This window comes from Aeoliella mucimassa (assembly GCF_007748035.1).
Taxonomy (GTDB): Bacteria; Planctomycetota; Planctomycetia; order Pirellulales; family Lacipirellulaceae; genus Aeoliella; species Aeoliella mucimassa.
This window is the reverse complement of the sequence record NZ_CP036278.1, coordinates 2,214,551-2,239,229: the sequence shown is the minus strand read 5'-3', so window position 1 is coordinate 2,239,229 and position 24,679 is coordinate 2,214,551. Positions and strand designations below refer to the sequence as shown.

18 protein-coding genes are annotated in these 24,679 nt (G+C 52.2%); 4 read left to right on the top strand and 14 right to left on the bottom strand.

Annotated elements, in window-relative coordinates; all coding sequences use genetic code 11:
* Positions 1-10 precede the first annotated feature (10 nt).
* From Pan181_RS09000 to Pan181_RS08955, 10 genes are all read right to left on the bottom strand, one after another.
* Positions 11-1,075 carry a glycosyltransferase gene (locus Pan181_RS09000; protein WP_197529071.1) on the bottom strand — a complete coding sequence of 355 codons (1,065 nt, stop codon included), beginning with the start codon at positions 1,073-1,075 and terminating at the stop codon, positions 11-13.
* A gap of 53 nt (positions 1,076-1,128) precedes the next feature.
* Positions 1,129-2,361, bottom strand: coding sequence for a glycosyltransferase (locus Pan181_RS08995; protein ID WP_145246504.1), 1,233 nt, complete (start codon positions 2,359-2,361; stop codon positions 1,129-1,131).
* Positions 2,358-3,587 carry a glycosyltransferase gene (locus tag Pan181_RS08990; RefSeq protein ID WP_145246503.1) on the bottom strand — a complete coding sequence of 410 codons (1,230 nt, stop codon included), beginning with the start codon at positions 3,585-3,587 and terminating at the stop codon, positions 2,358-2,360. The genes Pan181_RS08995 and Pan181_RS08990 overlap by 4 nt, the downstream gene beginning before the upstream one ends.
* A gap of 35 nt (positions 3,588-3,622) precedes the next feature.
* Positions 3,623-4,729 carry a glycosyltransferase family 2 protein gene (locus Pan181_RS08985; RefSeq protein WP_197529069.1) on the bottom strand — a complete coding sequence of 369 codons (1,107 nt, stop codon included), beginning with the start codon at positions 4,727-4,729 and terminating at the stop codon, positions 3,623-3,625.
* Entirely contained in the window at positions 4,726-5,589 is an 864-nt protein-coding gene (locus Pan181_RS08980; protein ID WP_145246501.1) for an XrtA system polysaccharide deacetylase, read from the bottom strand. The genes Pan181_RS08985 and Pan181_RS08980 overlap by 4 nt, the downstream gene beginning before the upstream one ends.
* Positions 5,590-5,682: 93 nt before the next feature.
* Positions 5,683-6,585, bottom strand: coding sequence for a sugar transferase (locus Pan181_RS08975; protein ID WP_145246500.1), 903 nt, complete (start codon positions 6,583-6,585; stop codon positions 5,683-5,685).
* A gap of 109 nt (positions 6,586-6,694) precedes the next feature.
* A complete protein-coding gene (locus tag Pan181_RS08970; protein ID WP_145246499.1) occupies positions 6,695-7,381 on the bottom strand; it encodes an exosortase-associated EpsI family protein in 687 nt (228 codons plus the stop codon).
* Between the two features lie 3 nt (positions 7,382-7,384).
* Positions 7,385-11,836, bottom strand: a complete 4,452-nt coding sequence (locus Pan181_RS08965) for a tetratricopeptide repeat protein (RefSeq protein ID WP_145246498.1) — start codon at positions 11,834-11,836, stop codon at positions 7,385-7,387.
* 57 nt (positions 11,837-11,893) lie between these two features.
* Positions 11,894-14,176 carry a polysaccharide biosynthesis tyrosine autokinase gene (locus tag Pan181_RS08960; RefSeq protein ID WP_145246497.1) on the bottom strand — a complete coding sequence of 761 codons (2,283 nt, stop codon included), beginning with the start codon at positions 14,174-14,176 and terminating at the stop codon, positions 11,894-11,896.
* A 99-nt stretch (positions 14,177-14,275) separates the two neighbouring features.
* The gene (locus Pan181_RS08955) at positions 14,276-15,229 is read right to left on the bottom strand and encodes an exosortase/archaeosortase family protein (protein ID WP_145246496.1); all 954 of its coding nucleotides are present in this window, start codon (positions 15,227-15,229) and stop codon (positions 14,276-14,278) included.
* A gap of 637 nt (positions 15,230-15,866) precedes the next feature.
* On the opposite strand from Pan181_RS08955, the gene Pan181_RS08950 reads away from it, so the two are divergent.
* Positions 15,867-16,808: an IS5 family transposase gene (locus tag Pan181_RS08950; RefSeq protein ID WP_145244898.1), complete on the top strand. Its 942-nt coding sequence runs from the start codon at positions 15,867-15,869 to the stop codon at positions 16,806-16,808.
* 752 nt (positions 16,809-17,560) lie between these two features.
* Here the strand turns inward: Pan181_RS08950 and Pan181_RS08945 are convergent.
* Positions 17,561-18,814: an IS4 family transposase gene (locus tag Pan181_RS08945; RefSeq protein ID WP_197528324.1), complete on the bottom strand. Its 1,254-nt coding sequence runs from the start codon at positions 18,812-18,814 to the stop codon at positions 17,561-17,563.
* 718 nt (positions 18,815-19,532) lie between these two features.
* On the opposite strand from Pan181_RS08945, the gene Pan181_RS08940 reads away from it, so the two are divergent.
* From Pan181_RS08940 to Pan181_RS25975, 3 genes are read left to right on the top strand one after another with little or no spacing between them, the layout of a single operon-like run.
* Positions 19,533-19,838 carry a transposase gene (locus Pan181_RS08940; RefSeq protein WP_145245198.1) on the top strand — a complete coding sequence of 102 codons (306 nt, stop codon included), beginning with the start codon at positions 19,533-19,535 and terminating at the stop codon, positions 19,836-19,838.
* Positions 19,835-20,719 (top strand): IS3 family transposase, encoded by an 885-nt coding sequence (locus Pan181_RS08935; protein ID WP_145245596.1) that lies wholly within the window; start codon positions 19,835-19,837, stop codon positions 20,717-20,719. Before Pan181_RS08940 ends, Pan181_RS08935 begins: the two co-directional genes overlap by 4 nt.
* Before the next feature lie 49 nt (positions 20,720-20,768).
* Positions 20,769-21,473, top strand: a complete 705-nt coding sequence (locus Pan181_RS25975; RefSeq protein ID WP_197529068.1) for a leucine-rich repeat domain-containing protein — start codon at positions 20,769-20,771, stop codon at positions 21,471-21,473.
* A 272-nt stretch (positions 21,474-21,745) separates the two neighbouring features.
* Here the strand turns inward: Pan181_RS25975 and Pan181_RS08930 are convergent, their stop codons facing one another.
* The 3 genes from Pan181_RS08930 to Pan181_RS08920 all read right to left on the bottom strand — a co-directional run bounded on the left by Pan181_RS08930 (position 21,746) and on the right by Pan181_RS08920 (position 24,598).
* Positions 21,746-22,432 (bottom strand): leucine-rich repeat domain-containing protein, encoded by a 687-nt coding sequence (locus tag Pan181_RS08930; RefSeq protein WP_145246495.1) that lies wholly within the window; start codon positions 22,430-22,432, stop codon positions 21,746-21,748.
* A gap of 342 nt (positions 22,433-22,774) precedes the next feature.
* On the bottom strand, positions 22,775-23,092 hold the full coding sequence (locus tag Pan181_RS08925) for a hypothetical protein (RefSeq protein WP_145246494.1): 318 nt from the start codon (positions 23,090-23,092) through the stop codon (positions 22,775-22,777).
* 183 nt (positions 23,093-23,275) lie between these two features.
* Positions 23,276-24,598 (bottom strand): sulfatase-like hydrolase/transferase, encoded by a 1,323-nt coding sequence (locus Pan181_RS08920; RefSeq protein WP_145246493.1) that lies wholly within the window; start codon positions 24,596-24,598, stop codon positions 23,276-23,278.
* Between the last annotated feature and the right edge of the window lie 81 nt (positions 24,599-24,679).

The window sequence follows — 24,679 nt, the reverse complement described above, 5'->3', positions numbered from 1 at the left end:
GCATCACAGGCTAATGTCTCAACGAATACAGATCAGCCAAGGGCACGCAGGACTGGGACGCTAGAACCAAATCTGCTGATCCTTCAGCTATTTCGCGAGCAACGTCGGATCTGCATAGATAGTCTAAGATGCGTGTGGCTATTCCATTTACATTCTCGGACGTAATGCAAGTCTGGGGTGCCAAGTGGCCCAGTGCAATCGAATTCCCCCCCACATCCGTTGCCACAATCGGTCTTCCAGCAGCCATGTACTCTAATAAGGCGTTCGAACAACCCTCCGCTCGTGATGGCAGTACCGCTACGTCGAGTGTTGCCAGGAATGATGGTATGTCGTCAACTGAGCCGAGCAGTTTCACCTGATCGCTGATTCCAAGACTGTCTATTATGCGTTGGTAAGGGGCCTGGTCACCTCCACCAGCGATTTCAAACGTTGTGTCGGGAATCTCATGTAAGACGAGGGCGGCTGCATGGATGAAAAGATCGGGGCCTTTCACCGGGCGGAGGTTACCGACCATGCCAACCTTGCGTGGCACGCCAGCAGGTTTGGGAGTCCAAGGTGCAATGTCTTTGAAACGCTCCAGATCGATAGCATTGTGAACAACTACCACTTGGTCGGGCTTTGCATTTTCTTGCTCGATCACTGCCTGGCGGGCTGCTTCGCAGTTGGCGACAATCTTGTCGATAAACCACTGGTTATAGAACCGTGCGATGCGCTTGTCTCGGGCTGTCATCCAGTGGCCGATGTTTCGGCGGGACCCCACGACTTGCCTTACACCAGCGGCCTTTGCTAATGGAGCGGCAAAACGCGTGCTGTCGGGAAAGAATGTCTGTACAACACCAATTCTGTGCTGTCGCAGTAAGTTCCAAAACTTCCAGCCTTGTTGTATTGCTCGAGGAGACACTAGCCGGCGTATGCCCAAGCACCATGTTGGGCAGTTGTCTGGCAATAGGGCCTGTGATTCGTCGTCATTGCCATCGAGTAAACAAAGATAGGGCTCAAACTTACTTCGGTCTAATTGCTTAATGGTTAGCAATAGTTGACTTTCGGTTCCCGCTCGCGAAAGCCGATCGATCACGAAACAAACTCGTGTTGGACCACTCTTGTCCGTCTCCCCAGCATTTGGCGCAATCATTGGGGACATGCCTTGTGGTGATTACATGTCAGCTGACGAAACAAGTCTCGGTAGGCAGTAGCCTGGGATGCAAAAGTGAAATGTTCCCTTACATATTGTGGCGCCGCAAGTCGCATCGTGTTTCGTAGCTCGTCGTCTTCCAGTAGCTGCAAGAGTTCGTTTGCCAAAGCAGTCGCGTCACCGGCGTGCACTAGGACGCCGGTCCGGTGGTTGTCGACAACTTCCGAGGTCCCCCCGACATCTGTGGCAATCACTGGCACTCCGGCCGCCGCTGCTTCCAATAGCACGTTCGGCAGTCCTTCGGTATGAGAAGATTGCACAAATAGATCAAAATGTGGCATGTACATGTCGAGTTCAGAAGTAAAGCCTGCCAGAACGAACTGGTCAGCAAGCCCCAATTTGTCTAATTGCTTTTGCAACTCATCATGCAAGGCACCCTCCCCGAACAGTACAACTCCAAAATCAGTGCGGTGGAGTTTATCGCGGAGAATCGCGACAGCGTCTATCAGGCAGTCAAAGCCCTTCTCGGGGCTCAGTCGGCCTGCAGCCCCAATAATGTATCGTAGTGATGAGGGAAATAAAGTCTCGAGATGCTGGCGATGCTCTATCTGAAGTTCCTTGTTGAATCGTTCGGTTCGTATCGCATTGTGGATTATCTTTAGTCGATCTCCCGGGGCTCCCGTACTCTTTACCTTTTGTGCTTGGCCATTAGAAACACACACTACAGCATCTGCCTTACGAAGTGCCCAGCGATCTAGCTTCTCATAGACCCGAACCTTCCAGGTCTCTGCAGTCCAACCTCGCGAGACAGCGACCACAGGCAACCTCAACTGTCGAGATGACCACAAGCCAAGTAGACCTGCCTTGTATCCATGGGTTATCACAACGTCGGCTCTAAGGGCTTTCAGCTGGTTTGTTAGCTCTTTCGCAGCTTTGATCAAGTGAGGTGTATCACTGTGAAGTCTTATCGCCCGAAAGCCCGATCCTCTTACTTCTTGAAGAAAGGTGTCGCACAAGCCTCCTTCGGCAAATGAGATGAATGACGTTGTTGTATCGTCGGACAGCTCTCGTGCGAGTTCTAGCATCTGTCGTTCGGGACCACCGTAGAACCGCGAAGAAGTGATGTGGACGACGTGTCTGCCTTTTGAAGATTCCGCTGTTCCTGAGTGTAGGGCGTATTCGCTCGATGCCGGCAATGAGTCTGTCGACGGGAAGTCCGCTAGGCTCATACTGCTAGCATTCCTTCTGTGGCTAGCTGCATTTCCCAGATTTCGCCGAGTTGCTCTGCTAAACTACTCCATTCGTACCGAGCTCGAACTACGTTGCGGCCTGAGTGTGCTGTTTGGAGCAACGCCCGATAGTTTGCAAGTGCTTTGACTGTCGTGTCCGCAAATGATTCGACAGTGTTTGCGATTACAATATCGGTTGTTGGTTGAAGATGTAGTCCTTCAGCACCAACAGCGGTGGATATTACTGGGCAGGCAGCTCCAAGAGCTTCCAATATCTTGATTCTCGATCCTCCACCTATTCGGAGCGGCACGACCATCGCACCAGCTCGCTCGAGAAAGGGCTCTACCTGCGGAGCGTTCCCATACAACTCCACGTTTGGCAGCTGTGCTACGCGTGACACTAACCACGAAGGTGGTTCAAAACCGACGATGGTTAATCGCGTCTTGGGAAGCTGAACGCGAATTGCGGGAAAGATTGAGTCGAGTAGTAGCTTAACCGCGTCCAAATTCGGACGCCAAGCCAAGCTACCAAGAAACAAGAGTTCATTGTGGTCGCGGTTGATGCTATCAGTCGTAAATCTCGACGTATCGACACCGTTACTAACCACCTGTACGTTTTCTGCGTTCATAGTGGTTCGAGCAATAGTCGCGTCGTCGTCGGTGCAGGTAACTACACAACTTGCTTCTTGAAATGCTCGTTGTTCGTAGGCTTCGAACCTCTGGTACTGCATATTAAAGTACCACGCTTTCATGCGATTGCGCTGCACATCACGGTAGCGTTGCCAAATGAGTGATTCAACATTGTGGGCATTAATGATCCATGGCTTGCTTACGAACCCTCTGAGATTCTCGACATAAGGGGTCCACTCCGCGTGCCAAAGATCGACATCACCTTCTCGATCAAGTTGTTCGACCTGAACTTGCATTTGTCGATTTATATGGCGGTCAACTGAGTAGGGATACGGCGAGAAAAAGTTTTTGGCCAATCGAGGAGCAAACATTAATCCCGAGTTTGGCGGTACCTGTTGTTCAATCCATACCACTTTGAACCCAGCATCCGTCATTGCCTGCTGTGCCAGGTCATCCTGCTCACGATACCCGCTTCTCGGCGCCAAATACGTAATACGATGCGTGCGCGCTAAAGGAGCCAACAAGTGGAAGCTGCGGAGTTTTTTTCCGCAATCCACCGGATAGGGCAACCATTCGTCAACAACTGCAACGTGCATATGTTAGGTGCAGACCTATATTGCTATTCAGTCAGCTAGCATTGTAAGTGCTCATGATAGCTAGGCGGGGTAGCCGTCTTCATTCTTCGTGATCCCCCGAGCAACTCCACCAGCACACCCCAGCCAGCCCCAATATGAACAGTGGCCAATACAACTGGAACGCGATATAGCATTGCCAGACTGTGTTGCTGGAGTGCTATGATTAGGCCACTAGTTGCAACCGCTGCTAGGTAGATCGAAAGTCCAACGACGTACGGAATCCAGGCGTGATTGAGCAAAAGAGAAGCAACGGCGCCAATGATCAGGTAAAGCACCAAACACGCCGGTATCAATGAACCCAAGCCCCACATGCCGGCATGTTTGCGCGCCAAGCGTACGCGGCCACGACCATAGCGGACCATTTGCTTAAATAGTCCTGTAAGACTAGTGCGCGGGAGGTATTTAACCTTTAGTCTCGGATCCAGGTAGCAACTCAGGCCCGCCCGGTCACACCGCAGATTGAATTCGCCATCTTCATGGGCGTCGAAGTTCTCGTCAAATTGGCCTACTCTGTCGAACACCTCACGGCGATAAGCAACCGCGACGCTCTTAGCTGGGACGAATTGCGGCTCGTCCGAATAAATGAACGACTCAGGGTGATGTCCCAGGCGGGAAGATCTCGCTGCAGCAATTGCTTTCTGAAGAGGTGTTGCGTTCGATACATCCAAAGGCTGAGGACGCCCCAGGCAATCGGCGCCGCTCTCTTCGAATGCGGCCACAAGGTCGAGGAAGTACTCTCGCGTGGGAATCTCGCAATGGCCGTCAATCACCACTAACACATCCCCTCGCATATGTTCGATAGCGATGTTCCTGGCACCGCTGGACAATCGGTTCGGGTTATCCAGCAACTGAACCATTGGATGATGTGTAGCAAAGTCAAGCACAATGTCTCGGGTGTTGTCAGTCGATTCTCCGTCAACGACGAATACTTCCAAGTGAATTCCGTGAAGATCTTGGCGTACGATTTGTTCGAGCGTGTTGCGAATGTGCAGAGATTCGTTCCGGACTGGAATCACGACCGAGACAGACGTAATTCCAGTCGGGTGTACGACTACTTCATTTGGCGAGGCACTAACAGGTTGTGAAGGTGTATGGACCGTCATGAAATGGCCAGCGAAGCCTGAGGCTCGCATTGTTGAGTCGCTACAACGTCAAGGCGTCCGAAGTCGAATGCCGAGAGCAGGTCTGTGAATTTCTGTTCGGTTCTTGAGAGATTCACATAGTGGCGAAATCTCTGCTGAGCAGTTCCCAATCGGAGTCTGGGTTGGTCGGGGTCGAACTCCCATGGGTGGATGTAAAAGGTGAAGGGAACCCTGAATCGCTCCGTCCAACGAGTCAGCAAGTAGACCGATAGTTTCAATGGAAACAGGCGAAAGTAGCCACCGCCACAGATTGGCATCGATACGTTTCCCAACTGCTGTACTGCAATAGGGAACTCATCAAGCAATCCGGATATTAGCTCCATTGTGCACGGCCCATAAACATCCCCTTGCTGGGTCAATTTGTTAAGAGACGCAGCAGTCAAGCTGGAGTCGGAATCAATGCCCTCTTCCACAAGCACATCCAGGGCCCAGGGCATGTCATGTGTGATCGAGAAGGATGGTGCGCGAAAGGCAGTCACCTTCATTCCGATTGTATCTTCCAACACCTGTCGAGAGCGACGGAGGTCATCACGGAACTCTTGTCGCGTAAGGGATGAAACACGTCGGTGCCAGTAACTGTGCGAGGCGACCTGGTGTCCCTGATCGCTGATTCGCCTAACTAAAGCGGGGCATCGCTCTGCAATATATCCCACAATATAGAATGTCGCAGTGATTGACTTGCTGGCGAGAATTTCGAGCACTCGTTCAGTGCTCTTCTCCACACGCAGTGGATAATTGTCCCAATCGGTCTTCGGAATATACGGTTCGAAGTTGGAGACCTGAAAGTAGTCTTCGACGTCAATTGTTAATGCATGTTGCATGCGCACTTAAAGTCGTCGAATTGGGAGAATGGAAGGGGGTGCATCGCTGTCGAGGCAGTCGGTGCAACACTGCTACTGCTTTATCTGGAGTGTCTAACGAGGTTTGTGGGGCAACGTGTGATCTTCATCAATCGAATGGCATTCGCATTCCCCTACCAATTGTGTAGTCATTACTGCATCGGAGTGTACCAAGCAGGCTGTCTTCTTGCGTGCAGTGGAGTGTTTACTTTCCGCACAACAATCTTGGGGTTCTTTGCGTGCCATTGCCCTGGTTAGGTGAGCTGGCTGGTTATCCCACACTTCGTCAACGCTGTTCCAGTCGATGTGGCGGTCGAGTCGCAAGAGCTTCACGGCAATACCATGCCGCACCCCGAGCATGCGACAAGCAGTACAAAGTAGGATGCGTAGATCAAGCCCTAAGCTTGCCGTCCTAATGTATTCGAGGTCCAATGCCACTTTGGGGATGACACATTTTGCGGACTGGTCTGCTGGCAAATTGATTTGAGCAAGTCCAGTGACACCAGGCAGCACCGAAGTTCGGTTGTCGAAACCAGGTACAATCTCTCGAAGGTAATTCTTCTCGATGATTTCGGGACGCTCCGGTCTTGGGCCAATGAGGCACATCTCACCATGGAGAACATTGAATAATTGAGGTAGTTCATCAAGGTGGAGGAAACGAAGCCAACCTCCTACTGGAGTGACTCGTGCATCCCTTTTTGCACAAAGTTGAGGGCCAGATAGTTTTTCCGCATCAACGTACATCGTGCGAATCTTATGGACCTTGAATAGCTTGCCGTGTTTGCCTACACGGACCTGGCTGTACATCGCTGGTCCACGTGATGTCAGTAGCACCAGCCCCATACACAGGAGCATTAAGGGACCAAACAGAATCAACAACACTCCGCTCAATACTTGGCATGCGATGGCTTTGCTATCAAAGTATCCGGAGAATTCGCTAATCGAATCATTGACGACGGCTTGAATGATCGTACTCATAACGCTCTGGCACCTCCCAATGCGATAAACGCGACTACTCTCCCCCCATACCAACTAGGAGTAGCTGTCGTGTGAGTGTTATCTGTGAGATCAGTTATCAAGAAACTGATTAGTGTGCAGATGATTGCTGATAAAGGTCCCAGTTCGAGCGGACCAGTTGTCGCAAAAAGTCGGTTGCAGGACCTTCATCGACCTGGGTCGATGTAGGAGAAACTGATGAGGCAATCTGAAGCTTGTAAAGCATCGAGGAAGCTGCAAAGTCGAAACGAGGAGATTCAGAAGCTTTCCAGGCCTCCCCATCACTCCACGCATACATTACCCGAAGCCCGCTCGCCATCAAATTGCGGGTGGTGAAATCGACTTGCCAGAAGCGATCTTGAATTACGCCACCGCTGTCGATTGTTACAACCTTTCGAGGAGCCTGAATCTCGTAGGCGCGACTTGAAAAACAGATTTCGGGTGTGTGAACTGCGATAGGACCAGGAGGTCCCACTGTAATCGCTACTGCTATTTCGCTTCCGTCTGTTTTGTTGACATATTTGCGATTGATGTGCCCTGCGCATTGAAGCATATCCGTCGCGTAAGTTGGTAGAGGTGTCTCTTCTACCAATATCCAATCACCCACGGTTTCTGGCATCGTGGCCAACTGATTCGCAGCGGCTTCTAAGTCAGGTCCCGGGCCCCATCGATGCGAATAGCCTCCGTAGATGACTCCTCCACTCAATAGTAGTAACACTGCCAAGGCTAGGGCTCCCCAACGCAGCATCATGTTTTGCCCCGGTTGAGTATTAGGCATGATTTACTGCTCCCCCGTAACTTCAGACGTTTCTTCCAATGCAGTTAGCATCTTCTTGTCGTCTTCGGTAAGCACAAATTGTTCGATTCCATAGTCTCGAGCTTCTTGGAGCACTTGCTTGGCGTCGTCGATTCTCTTCCCCAACTGATAAGCTGCAGCAAGGTGTAGGTAGTATCGAGCATCTGTTGCCCCGCCCGAAGTGGCTTCTTCAAGACAAGCTATGGACGACTGGGCATCCCCCAGCTTGTAATGAATGGTGCCTTTGGTATCTAGCAGCACGGGGTCTCGGCCAGCGATTTGAATCGCTTGATCAATTCGTCGTAATGCTTCAGCCCGTTCGTTCGGGCGCTCGGCCAGCAGCGTTGCAAGGTTGTTGAGTGTGAGTGCATCGTTCGGATTGATTTCAAGGATTTGGCGGAAGTTCTGGAGTGCAGCCTCGTAGTCACCACGACTGGCCCGCATAACAGCATCTGCCTGCAGAAGTTCGACATCGTCTTGATGTTCGGCAAGTGCTGCATTCACGGCTTCTTCGGCTTTGGGGTCGCGAAAGCTGGTGGTGTCGGTGGACGTAAGCAAGCTGGCGAGGATCTTTGCTACGGTTGCATTAGGCTTTCCATCGGCGACTTGCAGGCCAAGTTGAGCGGCTTCGTCGCGTTTGCCTTGTTCGATGAGGGACTGAATAACTAAGACGTAAGCGTCTGGTGCGGAATCCATCAAGCGACGATACCACACTTCAGCTTCGTCTGGCATTTCCAAAGCACTATACAATCTCCCGAATAAGAGGAACTGTTGTGCTTGTTGTTCGGCAGGGAGTGTATCGATGGATTTGTTAGAGATATAGTTTCTAACGTGGTCTCTTGCTTTGTCGGTCTCGCCTTTCACAACAAGCAAGCGTGCTCGCAAGGCCGTAACAAGTGTCTCGGTTCGCTCATCAGAGCCCACCTGGAGTTGACTAAGTTCCTGGATGCGAGTGTCCGCCTCGTCGATGTAGTCTGGACGCCGCTGGACTAAAGTGTCGGGTTCGGCGTTATCTCCGGTATTGTCGGTGCTGCTATTTCGAAGCAGAAACTCGATATAGGTAATATACCGACTTACGGATGGGGGCTTCTCCTCGACTGTTTGACGAAGTTGTTCTCCAGCAGCAATCAGCGATTGTTCGTCGCCGCTCAGTGAAGCGTGTCGCTCAAGAATGCGGGCAAGAATCGAACGGTTTACAAGATTCTGACGTCGAGATCCACGTTGGATGAGTAGCTCAATCATCTCTTGAGCGAGTTGGCAGTTCGCTATCTTCTCGTCACGCGTGCGACCACGCTGGGAAAGCAATAATGCCCGCAAGCGATCATTGATCTCTGCTCCGCCAACCATGGCGGTGCCGGAAGTAGAGAGTAATGTGCTCGCTCGTTCCCAATCTTCGTCGACACCGGTGGAGGCGAGTAATATTGCGAGCTGTCGCTTGGCATCGGAATTCGATGAATCTGTCTCAAGTACCTTTTCGTACTGCTGTTTGGCCGCTGCGGGGTTGATTGGAGAAAGAAGAGCGGCATATTGGAGCCGTATGTCAGTGTTGGACGGAGCTAACGTTATCGCTTCGCGAAACTGAGCTTCTGCCTGAGCGAGATCTCCAATGATTCGGTAACCTTGTGCCGCTACGTAGTGACGCTGCTCTTTAGGCAATACCTGCCCCGATACCAAAGAGTCGAGCGCCTCGCGAGCCACATCCACCTTCCCTGAACGGAAGTAGGCATTAAATAAGGCAACCCAGACGCGATTGTCGCCAGGGAAGTCAATTGTGGCTTGTTGTAATACGGTAACCGCTTCGTCGGACTGACCAAATCGATTGAGTGTGCCTGCTAGAAACACTCTTTTCACCGGATCCTGTGGAGAGAGGGCCACGCTCTCTCTGGCCATTTCCACCGCAGCAGCTCCTCGTCCCAAGCGAAAGGCAAGTTCTGCCGACATTGAATCATTCATCCCAGTGAGAGTGCTTCCCGCTAGCAGGAGCGTAAGGTATTGTTCTGCGTCGTCTAGCCGCCCCGATTCATAGAGTAGCGAAATCACTTGCTGCAACGTTCCAATACGACGGTCGCCTAAATCAACCGCGCGTTGAAAATCAAGCAAAGCTCTGCGTCGATCGTCTTTGGCGAGGTGGAGTTGGCCACTGAGGCTGACTCCGGGGTACCAGCGGGGACGTTCGAATCCAATCGCATTTACGATACTATCTAGCTCTTTGTGTTGTTGATCTGATAGTTGCTCGTAGGCTTGAAGCAAGCGTTTGGCTTTTTGGTACCTGGCTGTGAGACTATTGTGTGTGAGCTGGAGAAGTGTGGTTTCCCACGATACTGCAGTGGCTAGATCGTTTTGGGCGAGAGCAAGATCGATTCCGATTGTTAGTAGTTCGGTATCTTGATTGTTTTGGGTTAGTTGATCTTTGACTAGTTGGAAAGCGGTGTCGATATGTCCGGCCTGTGATAAAAGATCGGCTCTCATTCGCAGCAGCTCTGTTTGTTCTTTGGATGAAGCGTTCGCCATGGCTGCTGCGAGTGTCTTGTTAGCTGCGTCAAAGTCACCGCTGCGTGCTTGCAGAATCGCCTGAAGCTTAGCTCGTTCCTTTGGTTCCGTTTCGAGGTTACAAAACTGCTTGCAGGCACGATCTGCATCGGTTTCCTCCTGCAGATCTAGGTACAGGAGTGTTGCAGCACGCCAGAATACAGAAGAGTCCGTGTGCTCCTGCTCAGCAAAACGAAGGGTAGCTACCGCCGCAGCCTTATCATCGGTGGTCGACAAATACTGGGTCTCGATGAGAGATAGTTCGGGCGTCGAATCTTTAAGTGCCTTAGACTCTTCCAGAACCTTTTCGAACTCGGCCCAGTTGCGCGTTTGTGGATCCCTGCCTGATTGAATCTGCAGGTGTGCTTTTAGCAAGAGCAGATACAGATTGATGTCTTTATCAGATGGGGAATTAAGCTGTCCGATGAGCGTGACAGCTTTTTCTGGGCTGCCGGTTTGAAGATAGACTGCTGCTGTCGACTTCACCAATTCCACGTTTTGCGGATACCTCTCGGCGAGTTGTTCCCAGTATTCGCTGGCTATATCAAGTTGACCTGTGCTGGAGTAAATGCGAGCCAGTAGCTCGGTGGCCTCTGCCCATAAAGCTCCTTCTGCACCGGCTTGCTTCAGCTTGGGGTTTAATGCAAGTTTCTGAAGCTCAGCTACCGCTGTTTCGGTTTCCCCCTTGCCAATAGCCAGTCGAGCGGACAGTAGACTCAAGTGCGATTCAATACGTTCTCGCATCTGCGAGTTCATTTGTGCGAGTTGCACTGGGCTCTCATCATTGATTCGAGCGAGTATCGCTTCAGCTGCTGCGAAGTTCTCCTGTTGAAGGTAGAAATGCAATAGCTGTGGTCCAATCTGCAGCGACGCACCGGTAATGTCCCAGGCTTGGGTCAGTAGTTCGATAGCTTCCGTGTGCCTATTCATAGAACCGAGTACATCAGCTAATGCGATGTACCCACGTGGATCTTGGGGAGAGAGTTCGAGCATTGTTTCAAGCAACTGTTTTCGCTGCTCTTGCGTTAAACTCGACTCCGGAGCAATTGCCCTGTAGTAGAGGACATTTGGATTGTCAGGTTCTATTTCAAAAGCTTTATCTAGATCCTCTCCATTCGACACAGCAAAAAATCGACGTTGGTAGTTGTACCGAGCCAGTCTCACCTCCGCTGAATCAGGAGTGAGCTCTACAAGATGGTCCACCAATGTATCAGCGAGAGTGGCATTGCTTGAAACGTCAGGTAGAGAAATGTTTGTGTGGTCGCGAATGGTGATTGCTGTGGTAAGAATGAGGTCTTGATCGGCTGGCAGTTGGTCGCACACTTCTAGAAGTGCTATCAAAGCATCGCGAGGTGAGATATTTGGATCCAGGTCTGACCTTGCTGCTCGCGACAGTGCTACTACTTTTGTTGCCTGTAAGTCGTCTGGCGAGCTCTCCAAGACTGTCTGCGATTCCCGCTCGGCTTCGGCATAAGATCCTAGTTTGTAGAGATTCTCGGCGAGTTGAATTCGAAGTGCCACTTGCTCAGGATCTCTGCCTAGGGCCCGATAAATCATCTGATTCAACTGTTGCAATCGAGCAGGACTTTGCGGGCCCTCGGAATAGGCTTTTATCAACCCGAGAAGTGCTTCGGTATTACCAGGATTAGCGAGTAGGTATCTTTGGTAATACGATGCAGCTTCGTTAGGTTTGCCTTCTTCTTGAAGTGTCTCTGCCCGCTCACGAAATGCTTCGGCGACTTGTTGAATGCGGATCTTGTACCAAACGAAGCAACCTGCACACAGGCAGACAAGCACGGCCAGGGTGATTAACAGCAAGCGAACGTTCAGTTGATAATGATGACGACGTTTGCTGGTACGGCCTGCCGTGTGAGTGTATATGCGAGTTGACTTTGAGATAGCACTCATTGCATCTATTTGTTGTTAATAGTCAAGCTGGAAAAGTCGGCACGTATTTCAGGTACGCTACGCTTGTCCTTGAAGAGACGCGTACCTGCCATAGGCATACACGTAGCTCTTCGTGGACACGCCACTGAGCACAGTTCCGGCAATACGGGCACCAGTCGCTTCGAGTTTCTCGGTCGCTAATCGTACTTGACGTGCACGACTGACGTCGCTCAAGGAGCAATAGACGACCAAGTCGGATGCCTTGGCGTAAACCAATGCCTCACTGGCCGACAGCACAGGTGGCGTGTCGATAATCACTGTGGAGAATCGTTTGCCGAGCTTTCTTAATAAATCGGGAATAGCTGAACCTTCCACAACTTGGTGCGGATTGATTCGCTCAGATCCCGCAGGCAGAACAAAGGTGAGCGAATCCCCTACGCGATAAATGGCTTCATTGAGCGGAACCGATCCAGATATTACTTCAGACAATCCTGGACCGGAGGGAACGTCCAGGTATTCGGATACATCTGGTGATCGCAAGTCGGCATCTATGATCAGTGTTGGCATTTTGCTTGCATGCGCAATGCTCATTGCCAGCGCTGTTGAAATGTTGGTCTTTCCTTCCCCGCTTACTCCACTGCAAACTGCTACCGTCTTGTGGCAATCGCGGACACCTACCCCCTCAGTAAGTGCTAAAGTAGTGCGGAGGCTATCGATCGATTCGGTATACACGAGTAAATCGTGTTGATTCGGTGCCATGAGTTGGTGTCGAGTGCCGACTTTGCGCACGGGTAGACAAGCAACTTCACCTAGCAAAGGAAGTTGCGTTTCGTTGGCCAACTCATCCGCATTGCATACTCGCTTGACAACGACTTCCCGAACCGTTGCAAGGCCCAGCGGAGCGATCAAAGCGGACAGGCACGCAATGGCTAGAAGTTTGAAGGGGATCGGCTCGATCGAAAGACGCGGAGGCGATGCAGTATGCATCAGCGATGCCCTGGTGGGGGCACCACGTTCGGTTTCCAGTGCCAACTTGCGGGCTGAAATCAATTCGAATACGTTCTGCTCCCGTTCCAATTCGGACTTCACAATGTCTAACTCGGCACTTCGAGCCCCACCCTTTTCCAGTTCTGCAACGTGTTCTTGTCGGCGGATTTCAAGCAATTCTAGTTTCTTTGCCAGCGTCGTGATTTCCTGCTGCTTGGAAAGAATGGCTTGCTCTGACTCTTGTTTATTTCTCTCCAGTTGTTGCTGGGCGAGTTCGGTGCGTGCATGCTCTCGCAATGCGGTCAGTGAGCGACGTGTTTCAATCAACAAGGCATTCACTCGCAAATAATCTGGATCTTTCTCCCATGTGTCGCTAATGCGTGGCCTTGGTTTCGATTTGATTTCGGTTATCTGCTGCTCAATATCTCGAATCTGGTCTTCAAGGCGGCGCACATCTGCACGGTTCGAAATCTCAAGCTCAAAGTGACCGGTTGCGATCGCATTGTCGGCCGAAATAATGTCCGACGTTTTTAGGGCTTGTAGTTCAGCCTTGGCTACTTCGAGTGAAACTTCCGTTTCAGTGAGCTCTTGGTAGACACTAGTGGATGGAGAAAAAGCGGTGACACCGACAATTGCGCCCTGTCCGAACGGATCTCGACCGGTGACATCTTTGGCAAGATCAACTACTCGAGTTCGTAGCTGTTCGATGTGACCTTCGCGATCTTTCAGCTCCTCTCGCAAAGTGTTGATTACCATATTAGTTCTTTTATCGGTCTCGTCGTTTTCAACCGTCATGTACTCAGCGACAACGTAATTGGCTACTGTAGCCGCGTCGTCTGCGGAACTGCTGGTATAAGCAACCTCGTAGAGTTCCGACTTCCCCACTTGTCGAACACTTAAATGCTCGCGAATGTAGGCCTGCGGATCGAACTCGGAATTGATTTCCTCGATCTCTGACACACTGGGTCGACTGAGTAGCGGGCCTAACACAATCGGGCTTTTCATCGTTTCGATCTGCGTCTGGACGTAACGATCAGAATCCCTGGAATTGCTGTTATTGCTGTCGAAAGCTATGTAGGGAATATTCGATTCGATCTTAATCAGTGCTCTTGCTTCATACTGCGGCACATGCAACCAAAGTACAAGTGCTGCGGCCGCAACAGCGAGAAGTAGACTGCAAGGAACAAGGAATTTCCACCAGTTGCGAAAGACTCGCCAGACAAACAGGGGGGTAATTCCACTTTGCGTGGGTTGTTTGCTTCCTGAACCCTGCCTGGCGTGAGTGATGTTGCGCCGTCGAGAAATGGCAAGTTCTTCGTGAGTTGTCGTCAATTGGTGACGCGAGTCTTTGGAGTTAGGATGTGATTCTGACATTGTGCACCGTCGCCTTGAAGCCGAGTTGAGCACTCATTGCATGCTTATGGCAAGTTCTTCTCTGCCACTCATAGTTGTCCCCCAAAAACCTTGATGGGCTCAAGATGTCGATTCCCCCTTTTGCGTTGCGTATAGTGACCCGGATTGCTTCATCTCCTCCACTTCAATGACGAGGTGGTCCAAGTAGACTAAAAAGGCCCAAAACACTAACGCCGCCAAAGGTATCATTGCAAAGCCGGCAAAGTCATGACTGAATGTCTTTCCGGCGTCGCTTGATACCCATTGATAAAGTAATCCTGTTGTTACAATCCGGGTGACATTTGCCAGAATCGCGACCGGCAATGCTGCAACGAGTACGAGTACTTTCTTCCACCACCCCCAGCGGGAAAAGAGAACAAAAGCAAAGGCCAGCGCGAAAATGCCGAAGAATATCCGTAAGCCAGAACAAGCTTCTTCGACGAAGAGTTGATGCTCTCCTACAAGAATCGTATTTCCTTCCGAAATGGCCGGAACCCCCAGCATGATAAGCGCAGCCGAACTTAACTGCGTGGCAATTGCTTGCAACTGAACACTAAACAGACGTTCGGCTGTGTAGGGGATTGGAATCATGAACCACAGGAACACCAGCGAAGGCCAGCACCACTGGATAAATCGAGTCCCAAGAACCAACCATAAGGCACCTCCCAATGCGAGAGGCAATGTCCAATTGTCGATCGGTTCCAGGTAATACAATCCGGCTACCCATCGACTCAGAAGTGTCAATGACAGTAGCAATGCTCCCCAAATGCTCGGCGACAAGTCAGTCCAAGGGATTGAGTCGCGTCTAGCGTATAGGAATATTAGCGACAGTGGTGCGACAAGCCATCCATGTGAATAGTCGGGACGAGTATTCCAGATATCCACCATACTGAGTATCGAAGGCCAATAAGCCCACAGCACTGCAGCTGAGACTACCAGTACGCTGATGGCAGCCCAAAACGAGTTGGATATGACTTCTCCATCGACTGTGCGTTGAACAGTCGAAGCTGTTACGTTCGAGTCAGACTTTGGCATTGCGATTAAGAGGCTTAAGTGCGGACAGCAGCGCAGACTGCGCGGACTCCGTCCTGGTCAATTGCACGGAGTGCAACATCCAGGCCCCATTCTTATTTTCCCCATGAAGACGCTCCACTGTGGTAGTAGAGCGGTCGGAAGGACCATGCGCTAATCGGCACTGCCTTTCCAAGTTAAGCTCAGACTCTTGGTGTGGGATTTAGACGGCTGTCAATTCACCCACTCCCATAACTTGCAGTGAAGCGTCACTGCCGCGTAAGTCAAGTCGTCTAACAGGTTTACAGATCGTTTGTGGACCCTAATAGGGCTCGAGCAAATGCTGTTCGATACTTAGCGATACCCCTCCTAGTAACTCGCTAACAAAGATGAACAGTCGATGTTTTCCTCCCCGTTTGACAACAACACCACGCTTGTCTCTTAGTGGTCCGCTTTTCACTCGTACTTGCTGCCCTTGTACTAACCGCTCTTCGACCCGAAGGGGAATATCGCGGGCAATCAAGTCAGCAAGATCATCCAGTTGGTTCACGAGCCCCGCTTGGTCTTTTACTGGATAACGGCCTTGTTGAACAATTAGTCACAAACCTCCGTAAAAACTAACGTGGAATGGAACCACGTACCTTTTTTACGGAGATCGAACATGGCTACGAAAGAAAAACGAACCTACAAAGTCACGAACTGGAAGGAGTATAACAAGTCGCTCATCGAGCGTGGAAACATCACTATTTGGTTTAGCGACGAGGCGTTGGAGAACTGGGAACATCCTAACGACCAGACAAAAGTCGGTCGCCCTTTTGTCTTCAGCGATACGGCGATCGAGTGCTTGCTGACGATTCGCGAACTGCTGAAACTTCCCTATCGGCAGACTGAGGGATTCGGCCGCTCGCTGGTGGCGATGTTGGGCGTCGAGGCAGCGATTCCCAATTATTCTTCGCTCGCCAAGCGAGCCAGCAAGCTGAATGTTTCGCTCGATATCGCTAACAAGAGGGGCGACATCGATATCGTGGTGGATAGCACCGGCATGAAAGTGTTTGGCGAGGGCGAATGGAAGATGCGGACGCATGGCAAGTCGAAGCGGCGGACATGGCGGAAGCTGCATTTGTCGGTGAATCCTGACACCCGCGAGATTGTGGCGGAGATTTTGACCGAGAACAGTTGCCACGATGCCGATGCGGTTCCCGAAATGCTGGAGCAGGTGGAGCAGCCCGTAAAAAAGTTTCACGGCGACGGTAGTTACGACAAGTGGAAGGTTTATGAAGGGCTGGAATCCGAAGGCATTGAGCCGGTGATTCCGCCGCAGCACAACGCCAAGATCAAACAACATGGCAACTCTGCGGAGGAGCCTTTGCCCCGGGACGAGGCAATTCGTCAGATTCGACGCAAGGGGCGTAGGAGTTGGAAAGAGGAAGTGGGCTATCATCGTAGAAGCTTGGCGGAAACGACCATGTACCGAGTGAAACAAAGCTTTGGGAGCCATCTCAAAAACCGAGTATTCGAAAACCAACAAACGGAAGCCCGCTTGCGCTGTAAAATCATCAATCAATTCACCCAACTCGGGCTTCCACAGTTCGAGTGGAGTTAGTCAACAAGGCCTTTCTGAATGATGATTTCTGAATTGCGGATGTCATCTTGAAGGAGCTTCCGGCGACTGAAAGATCTCAGCCCGCCAGTTCACACGCATTACCAACGATCGCCGCGTAGGATGCGGTCCAGGAGCGACAGCGACGCAGCCCCATCACCCAAATTACCAACACGCGCAGCAGCGAACGCCCACGCCAGCAACCATTCGCAGCGTGTCGATGCTGTAATTCATTGGAACTCAAAAATTGCTAAAGCATTCCACTCTCCAACAACGGACTACTGACCACAAACAACGGACCAAACGAACTGATCATTAGAACACCACAGGTGGCCATTTTCTAGTGAAAACCTTGGAAACTCTGAGATCCGCAAATCACTCGAAATCACCCTCCGCTGGCCCAATTTCAGGAACACGGGTCGGCCTATCAGGGCCGGGGAGGTGGGAAGCGGAGAACGCGCCTTACTGTTTCATATTCGGCAACAGGGTAGCACCGACAGCTGGGCGCACCACGCATGGCCACTCCGAAAAACGCACCACGCCCTGTTGTCGGTAGGCGAAGCCCAAGAGGTCCTGCGGTTAGCCCATCCGTAATAATCCGTGTCCATCCGTGGCTGGAAGGAAACCGTTTCTCTCGCCCCACACTTAGTATCCAACCACTGCTGGTGATTGGGTAACATGGCGGATCATCATCAAGCCGTTAATGCTGCCATGCGATCTCGGAGGGCTGTCCGCGACAAGCCAGCAGTGGCACCCTACGCCGTTAACCCTTTTCGTAGTACTGGTTTGATTTGCTTTGCTCGCAGGGCCTGTGTCTTGGTAGCAGTGAGCAGTTGTGGTACTCCTGGCGGTTTGGCTTGTTTTTTTCGTGGGTAGTTGCGGCTGGTTTTGTTTGCTCTCTTGTAGCTGTCGATGATGGCTTGGCGAAGCCTCTCGCACAGGCGTTCGTTTTTCTCCGTTGGATGCAGGTAATCACGCATCGTGCGGCGAAACGCCAACAGCAGCTTGGCGAAACTCAACTTTGCTGGTGTGATGCCTTGCTTCATCGCTTCGACCAACGCGAACAGCGACATCGCCCATAAGCCGAACAACGACCAGGTGATTTCGAGCTTGGCGTTCTCGGCTTCGCGAGAGAGGAGTTTTCGACGGTGAAAGGTCTGCTTGAGATGGCGATAGAATAGTTCGATGCCCCAGCGACGTGCATACAATGCAATCACCTGCTTGTCGCTCAATTCACGCCGAGAAAGGATATTGGTAACCAGGTAGACCGGCTGCTTGCCATCCGTAGCGACCACCAGTCGCAACACGAGCGGTTCGTTGCCACGCTTCGATTCCCGATCGGGCCATAGATAGACCGTGCCGGTCCATTCCCGTACATAACCAAGCTGTTTCAGCAACCGCACATTGGCTCCCACTCGCAGCAGGACGTGTCGGCCACTTTTGATAATCGCTTGCAGCCCTTCGTACCCCATGAATCCGCCATCGGCCGTTATCAAAGCCCCGGCTGGCAAGCTAGTGAGCATCTCCCGCAAGTGGACACGTTCGCTACTGTCACCAGGTCCGACCCGCCAGTCCCACGGCAATCCCGTACCGATGTGCCACATCGTTGTGAGCCAGAGTTGAGGCGAGTTGACTTTCTTCGCATCTTTGGCCTGCCGTCTCTTGTAGCGACTGTTCTTTACCCGTCGTGCGTGACGAATCGTCGAATAGGCTTGTTCGTGCGAGCGGGTGCGAGGCAATTCAAGGCGACTACCATCGACCGCGAATACGAGGTATCCCGCGGTGAGCCAGCAATCGGTCAGCGTCGCTTGCATCCGTTGTTGCAGCACTGACTGCAACAACGCGGCGAGCGGCTTCGTCCAGCGACGAAGGATTTTTATGAAGGCTTGGTAGGAAGTGGCCAGTTGCTGTTGCTCTTTATCGAGGCAGAGTAGTATCTTACGCACAACGAAAAAACGCTCGGTGAGAGTCTGCTCGTCCGACCAGGCCCATAACAGCGCGGCTGCCATTAGTGACCGAGGAGTCCAACTGCAGTCGTTGCGGAAGCGGATCGTTCGCCAACAGATTCCCGCCAACAACCAACGCAAACATTGCCGAAGGCACACGATATTCAGCCGCACTTGAGTGTCTCGATGTAACATGCCCGATTCCCTTCGGGTAAGTGATGGCCGCCCCTTCCTTGGTTCAACTGAAAGGATGGCCGAAATACGCTGTTACATCGAGACCTCTTTTTTAAGGCAAAGAAAGGGTTAACGGCGTAGAGTGGCACCCAGCCGACGCGGAGGACTAGCAGAATTATCATCGGGCGAGCCGGGTGTGGCTCCCAAGAACGGTGCCTCACCTTGCCCTCCAGCCGATTGCAAAACAATCCATGGCAAAAGTTGCTGGCCATTGTTCAAGAAAGTAATTGAATGGCAGCACCAGGCAATAGACAATGTTCACATTCGCGGACAAGTCTGTGGCACTTCCTATCTTCCAACGCTGTCGCTAAGAAATTTCCGGTAGAATGGTCGCCAACGACTGTACTATTTAATCATCCTTCGATAAACGATTCGCCTGTGTCTGACTTGAAGGCGGAATACCCCATGTTCCAGACGGCCAAGTGGAGTGCTGCCAGGTTAAGCCGATTCTCACTGAAGCATCTGCTTCTCGCTATTGCTGCGATAACCCAAGACTTTCGGACAGTGGCGGGAGCCGGAATAATGGTTCCCATAGGAGGTCCGAAATATGGACGAGCAAGCGAAGCGGCAGCGGCCGACGTATAGCGATGAGTTCAAGCGAGACGCGGTGCGACTGGTAGTTGAGGAAGGTTATTCGTTCAAGGCAGCCTGCGAGGCGGTGGGGGTATGCGATGCCACGCTGCGGGCCTGGCACGCCAAATTGGCTCCCCCGCCGGAGCCGTGCGGTGACGACGCCACGGTCGAGGAGATGCGAGCCGAGATCGCTCGGCTCCGCAAACAACTCAAGCGGACCGAACTGGAACGAGAAATCCTAAAAAAAGCCACGGCGTACTTTGCGAAGGAGTCGACATGAAGTACGCCTGGATTAGCGAGCACCGCGACTCCTTTCCGGTGGCCCTGATGTGCCAGCTCCTTCAGGTCAGTCGATCGGGCTACTACGACTCGGTCGACCGTCCGCGAAGTAAACGCTCCGAGCGGACGGCCAAGATTCACGAGTCCGTACGGCAGGTCTTCGAGGCAAGCGACACGATCTATGGTCCCCAGAAGATCGCTCACGAACTCCAGCAACACGAGGAGTTGGAGACGGCCTGTCGTAACACGGTGGCTTCTGCGATGAAAGAAATGGGCCTGAAAAGCCGAGTCCGTAAGCGGTTCACGCCGACGACGACCAAGGCGGATCCGTCCAAACAGCAAGCGCCGAACGTCTTGGATCGGGACTTCGATGCGGAGCGTCCGAACCAGAAATGGGTGACCGACATCACGTACTTGCCGACGCTGGCTGGTTGGGTGTACGTGGCGGTCGTCGTTGATCTGTTTAGCCGCAAGGTGGTAGGTTGGTCGATGAGTCATTCGCTGGCCACCCCGCTGGTGAGCGATGCGTTACGTCAAGCCATCGAGTCACGACAACCACGTACTGGCGAACTGCTGCATCACAGTGATCGCGGTTGTCAGTACACGAGTGAGAGCTATCAACGGACCTTGCAGACACTTGGCATCGAGTGTTCGATGAGCCGCCGGGGCAACTGCTACGACAACGCGGTTGCCGAGAGGTTCTTCTGGAGTCTGAAACATGAGTGGACGAAGCACTATGAGTACGCCGACCTTGAGTCAGCACGCCTGAGCGTATTCAAGTACATTGACATGTTCTACAATCGCCAGCGACTCCACCCGTCGCTGGGTTACACCCCCCCTGAAGCATTCGAAACCGATTACGCCCCGACCGTAGCGGCGTAACAGAATATGGCTCCCGCCGCTGTCCGAAAGTCTTGGGCTATCGCATGCATTGATTTCGGTAGCCCTTGGAATTGCCCGGTATTCACATCAATCAAACTGCAAACTACTGGACGCATTTGACGCGAATGATCTGGTCGCCAATTACCGACAGAATCTGCCGACATGGTTGTGTCGTGTTACAGGGGAACTAGCCTTCATCGAGATTACAAGTATCTATTCGGACGAGCAGTGTCTTTCGAAAGATGATGTTGACTTAATGAATCAATGCCCAACCCTGAAGTACTTAGACTTGTCCGGCATGATGGGATTGCAGGTTTGCAGCTCACATCCACTTTGCGTTCACGAACAAGTTAGAGCACTTATTCTCAGTGGATCAGACGTTGATGACTTGAGCCTAAAGCAACTCATTGATGCCTGCCCCAACTTGTTGCATCTTGACATAGAGAATTGTGCGCAAATCAGTTGCAACGGACTCAGTGATGTTAGGCAGCTTGAGAGTCTTGAAACTTTATCTATTGATGGCAAACAAGTCTCGAATGAACTCATTCCAGCCCTATCTACTCTACCAAACCTTAAGTGCATTACTTTAGTCGGCCCTGATGCTTCAGACGTTACACTCAAGATGCTGATCCCTTTACGAGGCGTAAAAGAGATAGTCATCCTGGGCACTCAAGTCACTCAGTCTGGTATCAAAGACTTTCGGTCGATCAGGCCAGAGACCACAGTTGCCTACAACCATGAACAGATGCACTGATAGCCTCCGCCTTGCCGCCCCCCCAAAGACCGCATATTACGGGAAGGAAAGAAACCTCTTGTTTTATTTGGAGGAGCGTAGCAATGGAGAGAAGCTACTCACTTCGCATGAGGATACGAACAGCAAGTTCTATCGTGTTTTTACTGAAGCCGAAAAGTCACGCCGTCAGCGATCCCGAACTACTACCTGCCATTGCAGTCACTTCCGCTTGACCTTTGAATTAGGTGGACTGGGATTTCGATAGCTCGCTAGATGATCCTGAAACCCAATCGCTAATCCAAAAACCTCACCCAGGGGTAGCTCTTGCGAACAGATTCTTTCCACTCCTCTGTTAGTCCCAGATTCGTGACCCCAATCAACACCTTATTCGCGTTAGGGGCTTGGAGACTTATGAATCTCTCAATGCCTGCCGCTGTGCATTGAGTGGACGTAATATCAACTTCTTTCAGTTTCAGATACTGTCCAAGATACTCCAAGCCGAGATCGGTGATGTCCGTATCACATAGGGTTAGTGTTTTAAGATTAGTGAGGACACGCAGCTTAACAATCCCCTCGTCACTAACACCAGTTGAGTTTAGCCCAAGGAATTGAAGTGATCCAAGTCGGCTTAGATCAGAAAGCGACTCATTGGTGATGTCTGTATTGCCCAATTCAAGGTAGTTGAGTCGATCTGCAAATCTGGATTCAACAATAGACTTTACAGATCGATCGGTGAGAGAATTCCTTGCCAAGATAAGACTCTCAATGAATCTCATGTTTCGCAAGTTATCGATTTGGCTATCCGTTATTCCTGCCACTTCTGCATCGATTCCTACTACTACTTGAAGGCCGGAGGGGTCTTCTAAAGACAAATGTAGAAGAAAACCTCCGATGCCCATCCCTCGCGATTCATAAGACACCTCATTGTAGCTGTTCAGTTGATTGATGGCGTTTTGCTCATCTGCCATTTCTTGATACACGGCTCTCGTTGTCCATGTAAGGAATGATACACAGACGGCAAATGCCGTAAACGCATAAAGAAGACGCGACAACCTGAAGTGTAGTTTCCAATTATTCATGGCTGTACTTTACAAGACACCAATCGCTACCTTCAACCATGGTGAGCGTTAGGCCACAACGTTGCATCATCTAGTGATGCAGAACAAGAGCGACGCGAACATCCTCACTCAGAGACTCGGAGACGCGGAGGTTTTGGGCAGCACTGGCAGGCGGACAAAGCCCCAGAGGTCTATCCCATCCATGGCAATCCGTGTTCGTCCGAGCCCAGTAACCACTGGACTCCATCCGAAGCGGCCATGCGTTTATTTATAGTCGAAGGTATAACACCATGCGAACGCTTGCGCGATGCTCTCGGGTAGACTGGGATACTTTCTCTGAAAGTCGTCGATCGCCATGCTCTTCATTTCCAAAAGCGACATTGCCACTACATGAGCTTTCGATTCATAAAACTCTTGTTCGTGTCGCTTGATCATTGGCATCAGTACAGCAACACGCTCCGCATCGACACCAGCACTCTTGGTAAGGTCACCGCGTGTGGGATAGGGAGCGGATCCATAGCCGGTCCATTGCCGGATTGCATCGGCTAACTCATCCACATCGACTTCATTCCTTTTGGCCATTGCAATTTACTCTATGCCATCTGCGACACCCCAAAGACCCTCAAACAGCCCCGGGTATCAGGGGATCGCTACGATAGGATTTCAACGGTAAGCAACTTATTGCCCCTTGCAGATGTCGCTAGTGTTTTGCTCGAAGGCGAAGCAACAGCTTTGTTTCTAGACCTCGCACGACAATCCTTACGGCTACGCCCCGGGGCCCCAGCGGGGTTCGATTAGCTCTGCTTCCCAGGCGTCGAGTTTCTCCGCCAGCGACTTGGCCGTTTCGGGGTGCGCGGCCGACACATCGCGTTGCTCTTTCGGATCGCTCGCCAGGTCGAACAGCTGCGCGGTGCTCCCTTCGGTGCGAAGGTCGAGTAGTTTCCAGTTGCCTTGCCGAATCGCCCGGGCACCTTGGCTGCCCCCCTTGCGCCAGAAGAGTGGGCGGTCGGGTAGCGAAGTGAGTTCGCCAGTGAGTCGGCCGGTGAGGTTGGTGCCGTCGAGTTGCCATGCGTCGGATGGGGTGGTGCCAGCCGCGGAGAGGAAGGTGGGTACCAGGTCGAGCGAAATCACGGGGTCGTCGATCACGGTGCCAGCATCGATCTTGCCTGGCCACCGCATGGCCATCGGCACGCGGATGCCCCCCTCGAGCAACTCGCCCTTGTGTCCTGAGAGCGGGTTGTTGTTGGCACCGGTTTGCGTTTGGCCCCCGTTGTCGTTCGTGAAGATCACCAGCGTATTGTCGGCCAGTCGCTGTTCGTCGAGGCACTCGAGAATCTTGCCGACGTTGTCGTCGAGCGCGACAGTCAGCCCACAATGCCGGCGGCGACGCCCTGGTGCGATGTGCGAGAGGCGGTCGAGATCTGCCTCTTTTGGTTGATTGGGACCATGCGGAGCGGTGAACGACACGAACAAAAAGAACGGGCGGTCGTGCTCGCGCCGCAGGAACTCGCAGGCGGCGTCGCCAAAGCGATCGGTCACGTAGCCCCGCTCGGCGGTCGCTTTTCCGTCCTCCTGAATCACTTGATGGGGACTCGGCTTCTGCAGCGGGTAGTAGCTTCGCGAACCTTGCAGCAAGCCATAGAACCAATCGAAGCCGCGAGCGTTGGGATGATACGCGTCGGCGTAGCCCAGGTGCCATTTGCCAATCAGCCCTGTGTGATAGCCGAGTTGCTGCAAGCGACTCGCACCGAAGGTCTCGTCGAGCGACAAGCCGAGCTTCGATCCAGGTGGCAAATTGTTATCGTGCCCGAACCGCTGCTGGTAGCGACCGACCATCAACCCCGCCCGCGAAGGAGAGCAGACGCAGCCCGACATGTAAGCGTTGGAGAAGCGTACCCCGTCGCTCGCAATCGAGTCGATGTGCGGGGTCATCTGCTTCATCTCCGGCACGCAGTCGGGCTGGAAGCCGAAGTCGCCGTACCCCGCGTCGTCGGAGTAGAGCACCAGAATGTTCGGGCGATCGTCGGCGACCGCCAGGGTAGTTATCAAGGTGACCAGGAGCACCGCGTGCAAGGCAATTCGAATCATGGCTGGCTCGGCAGGTAAAGAGTCGTGAGAAGCCGGTCGACTTCTCCAGCCACTTTTATACCGCCGCTAAGCGGGTGGTGC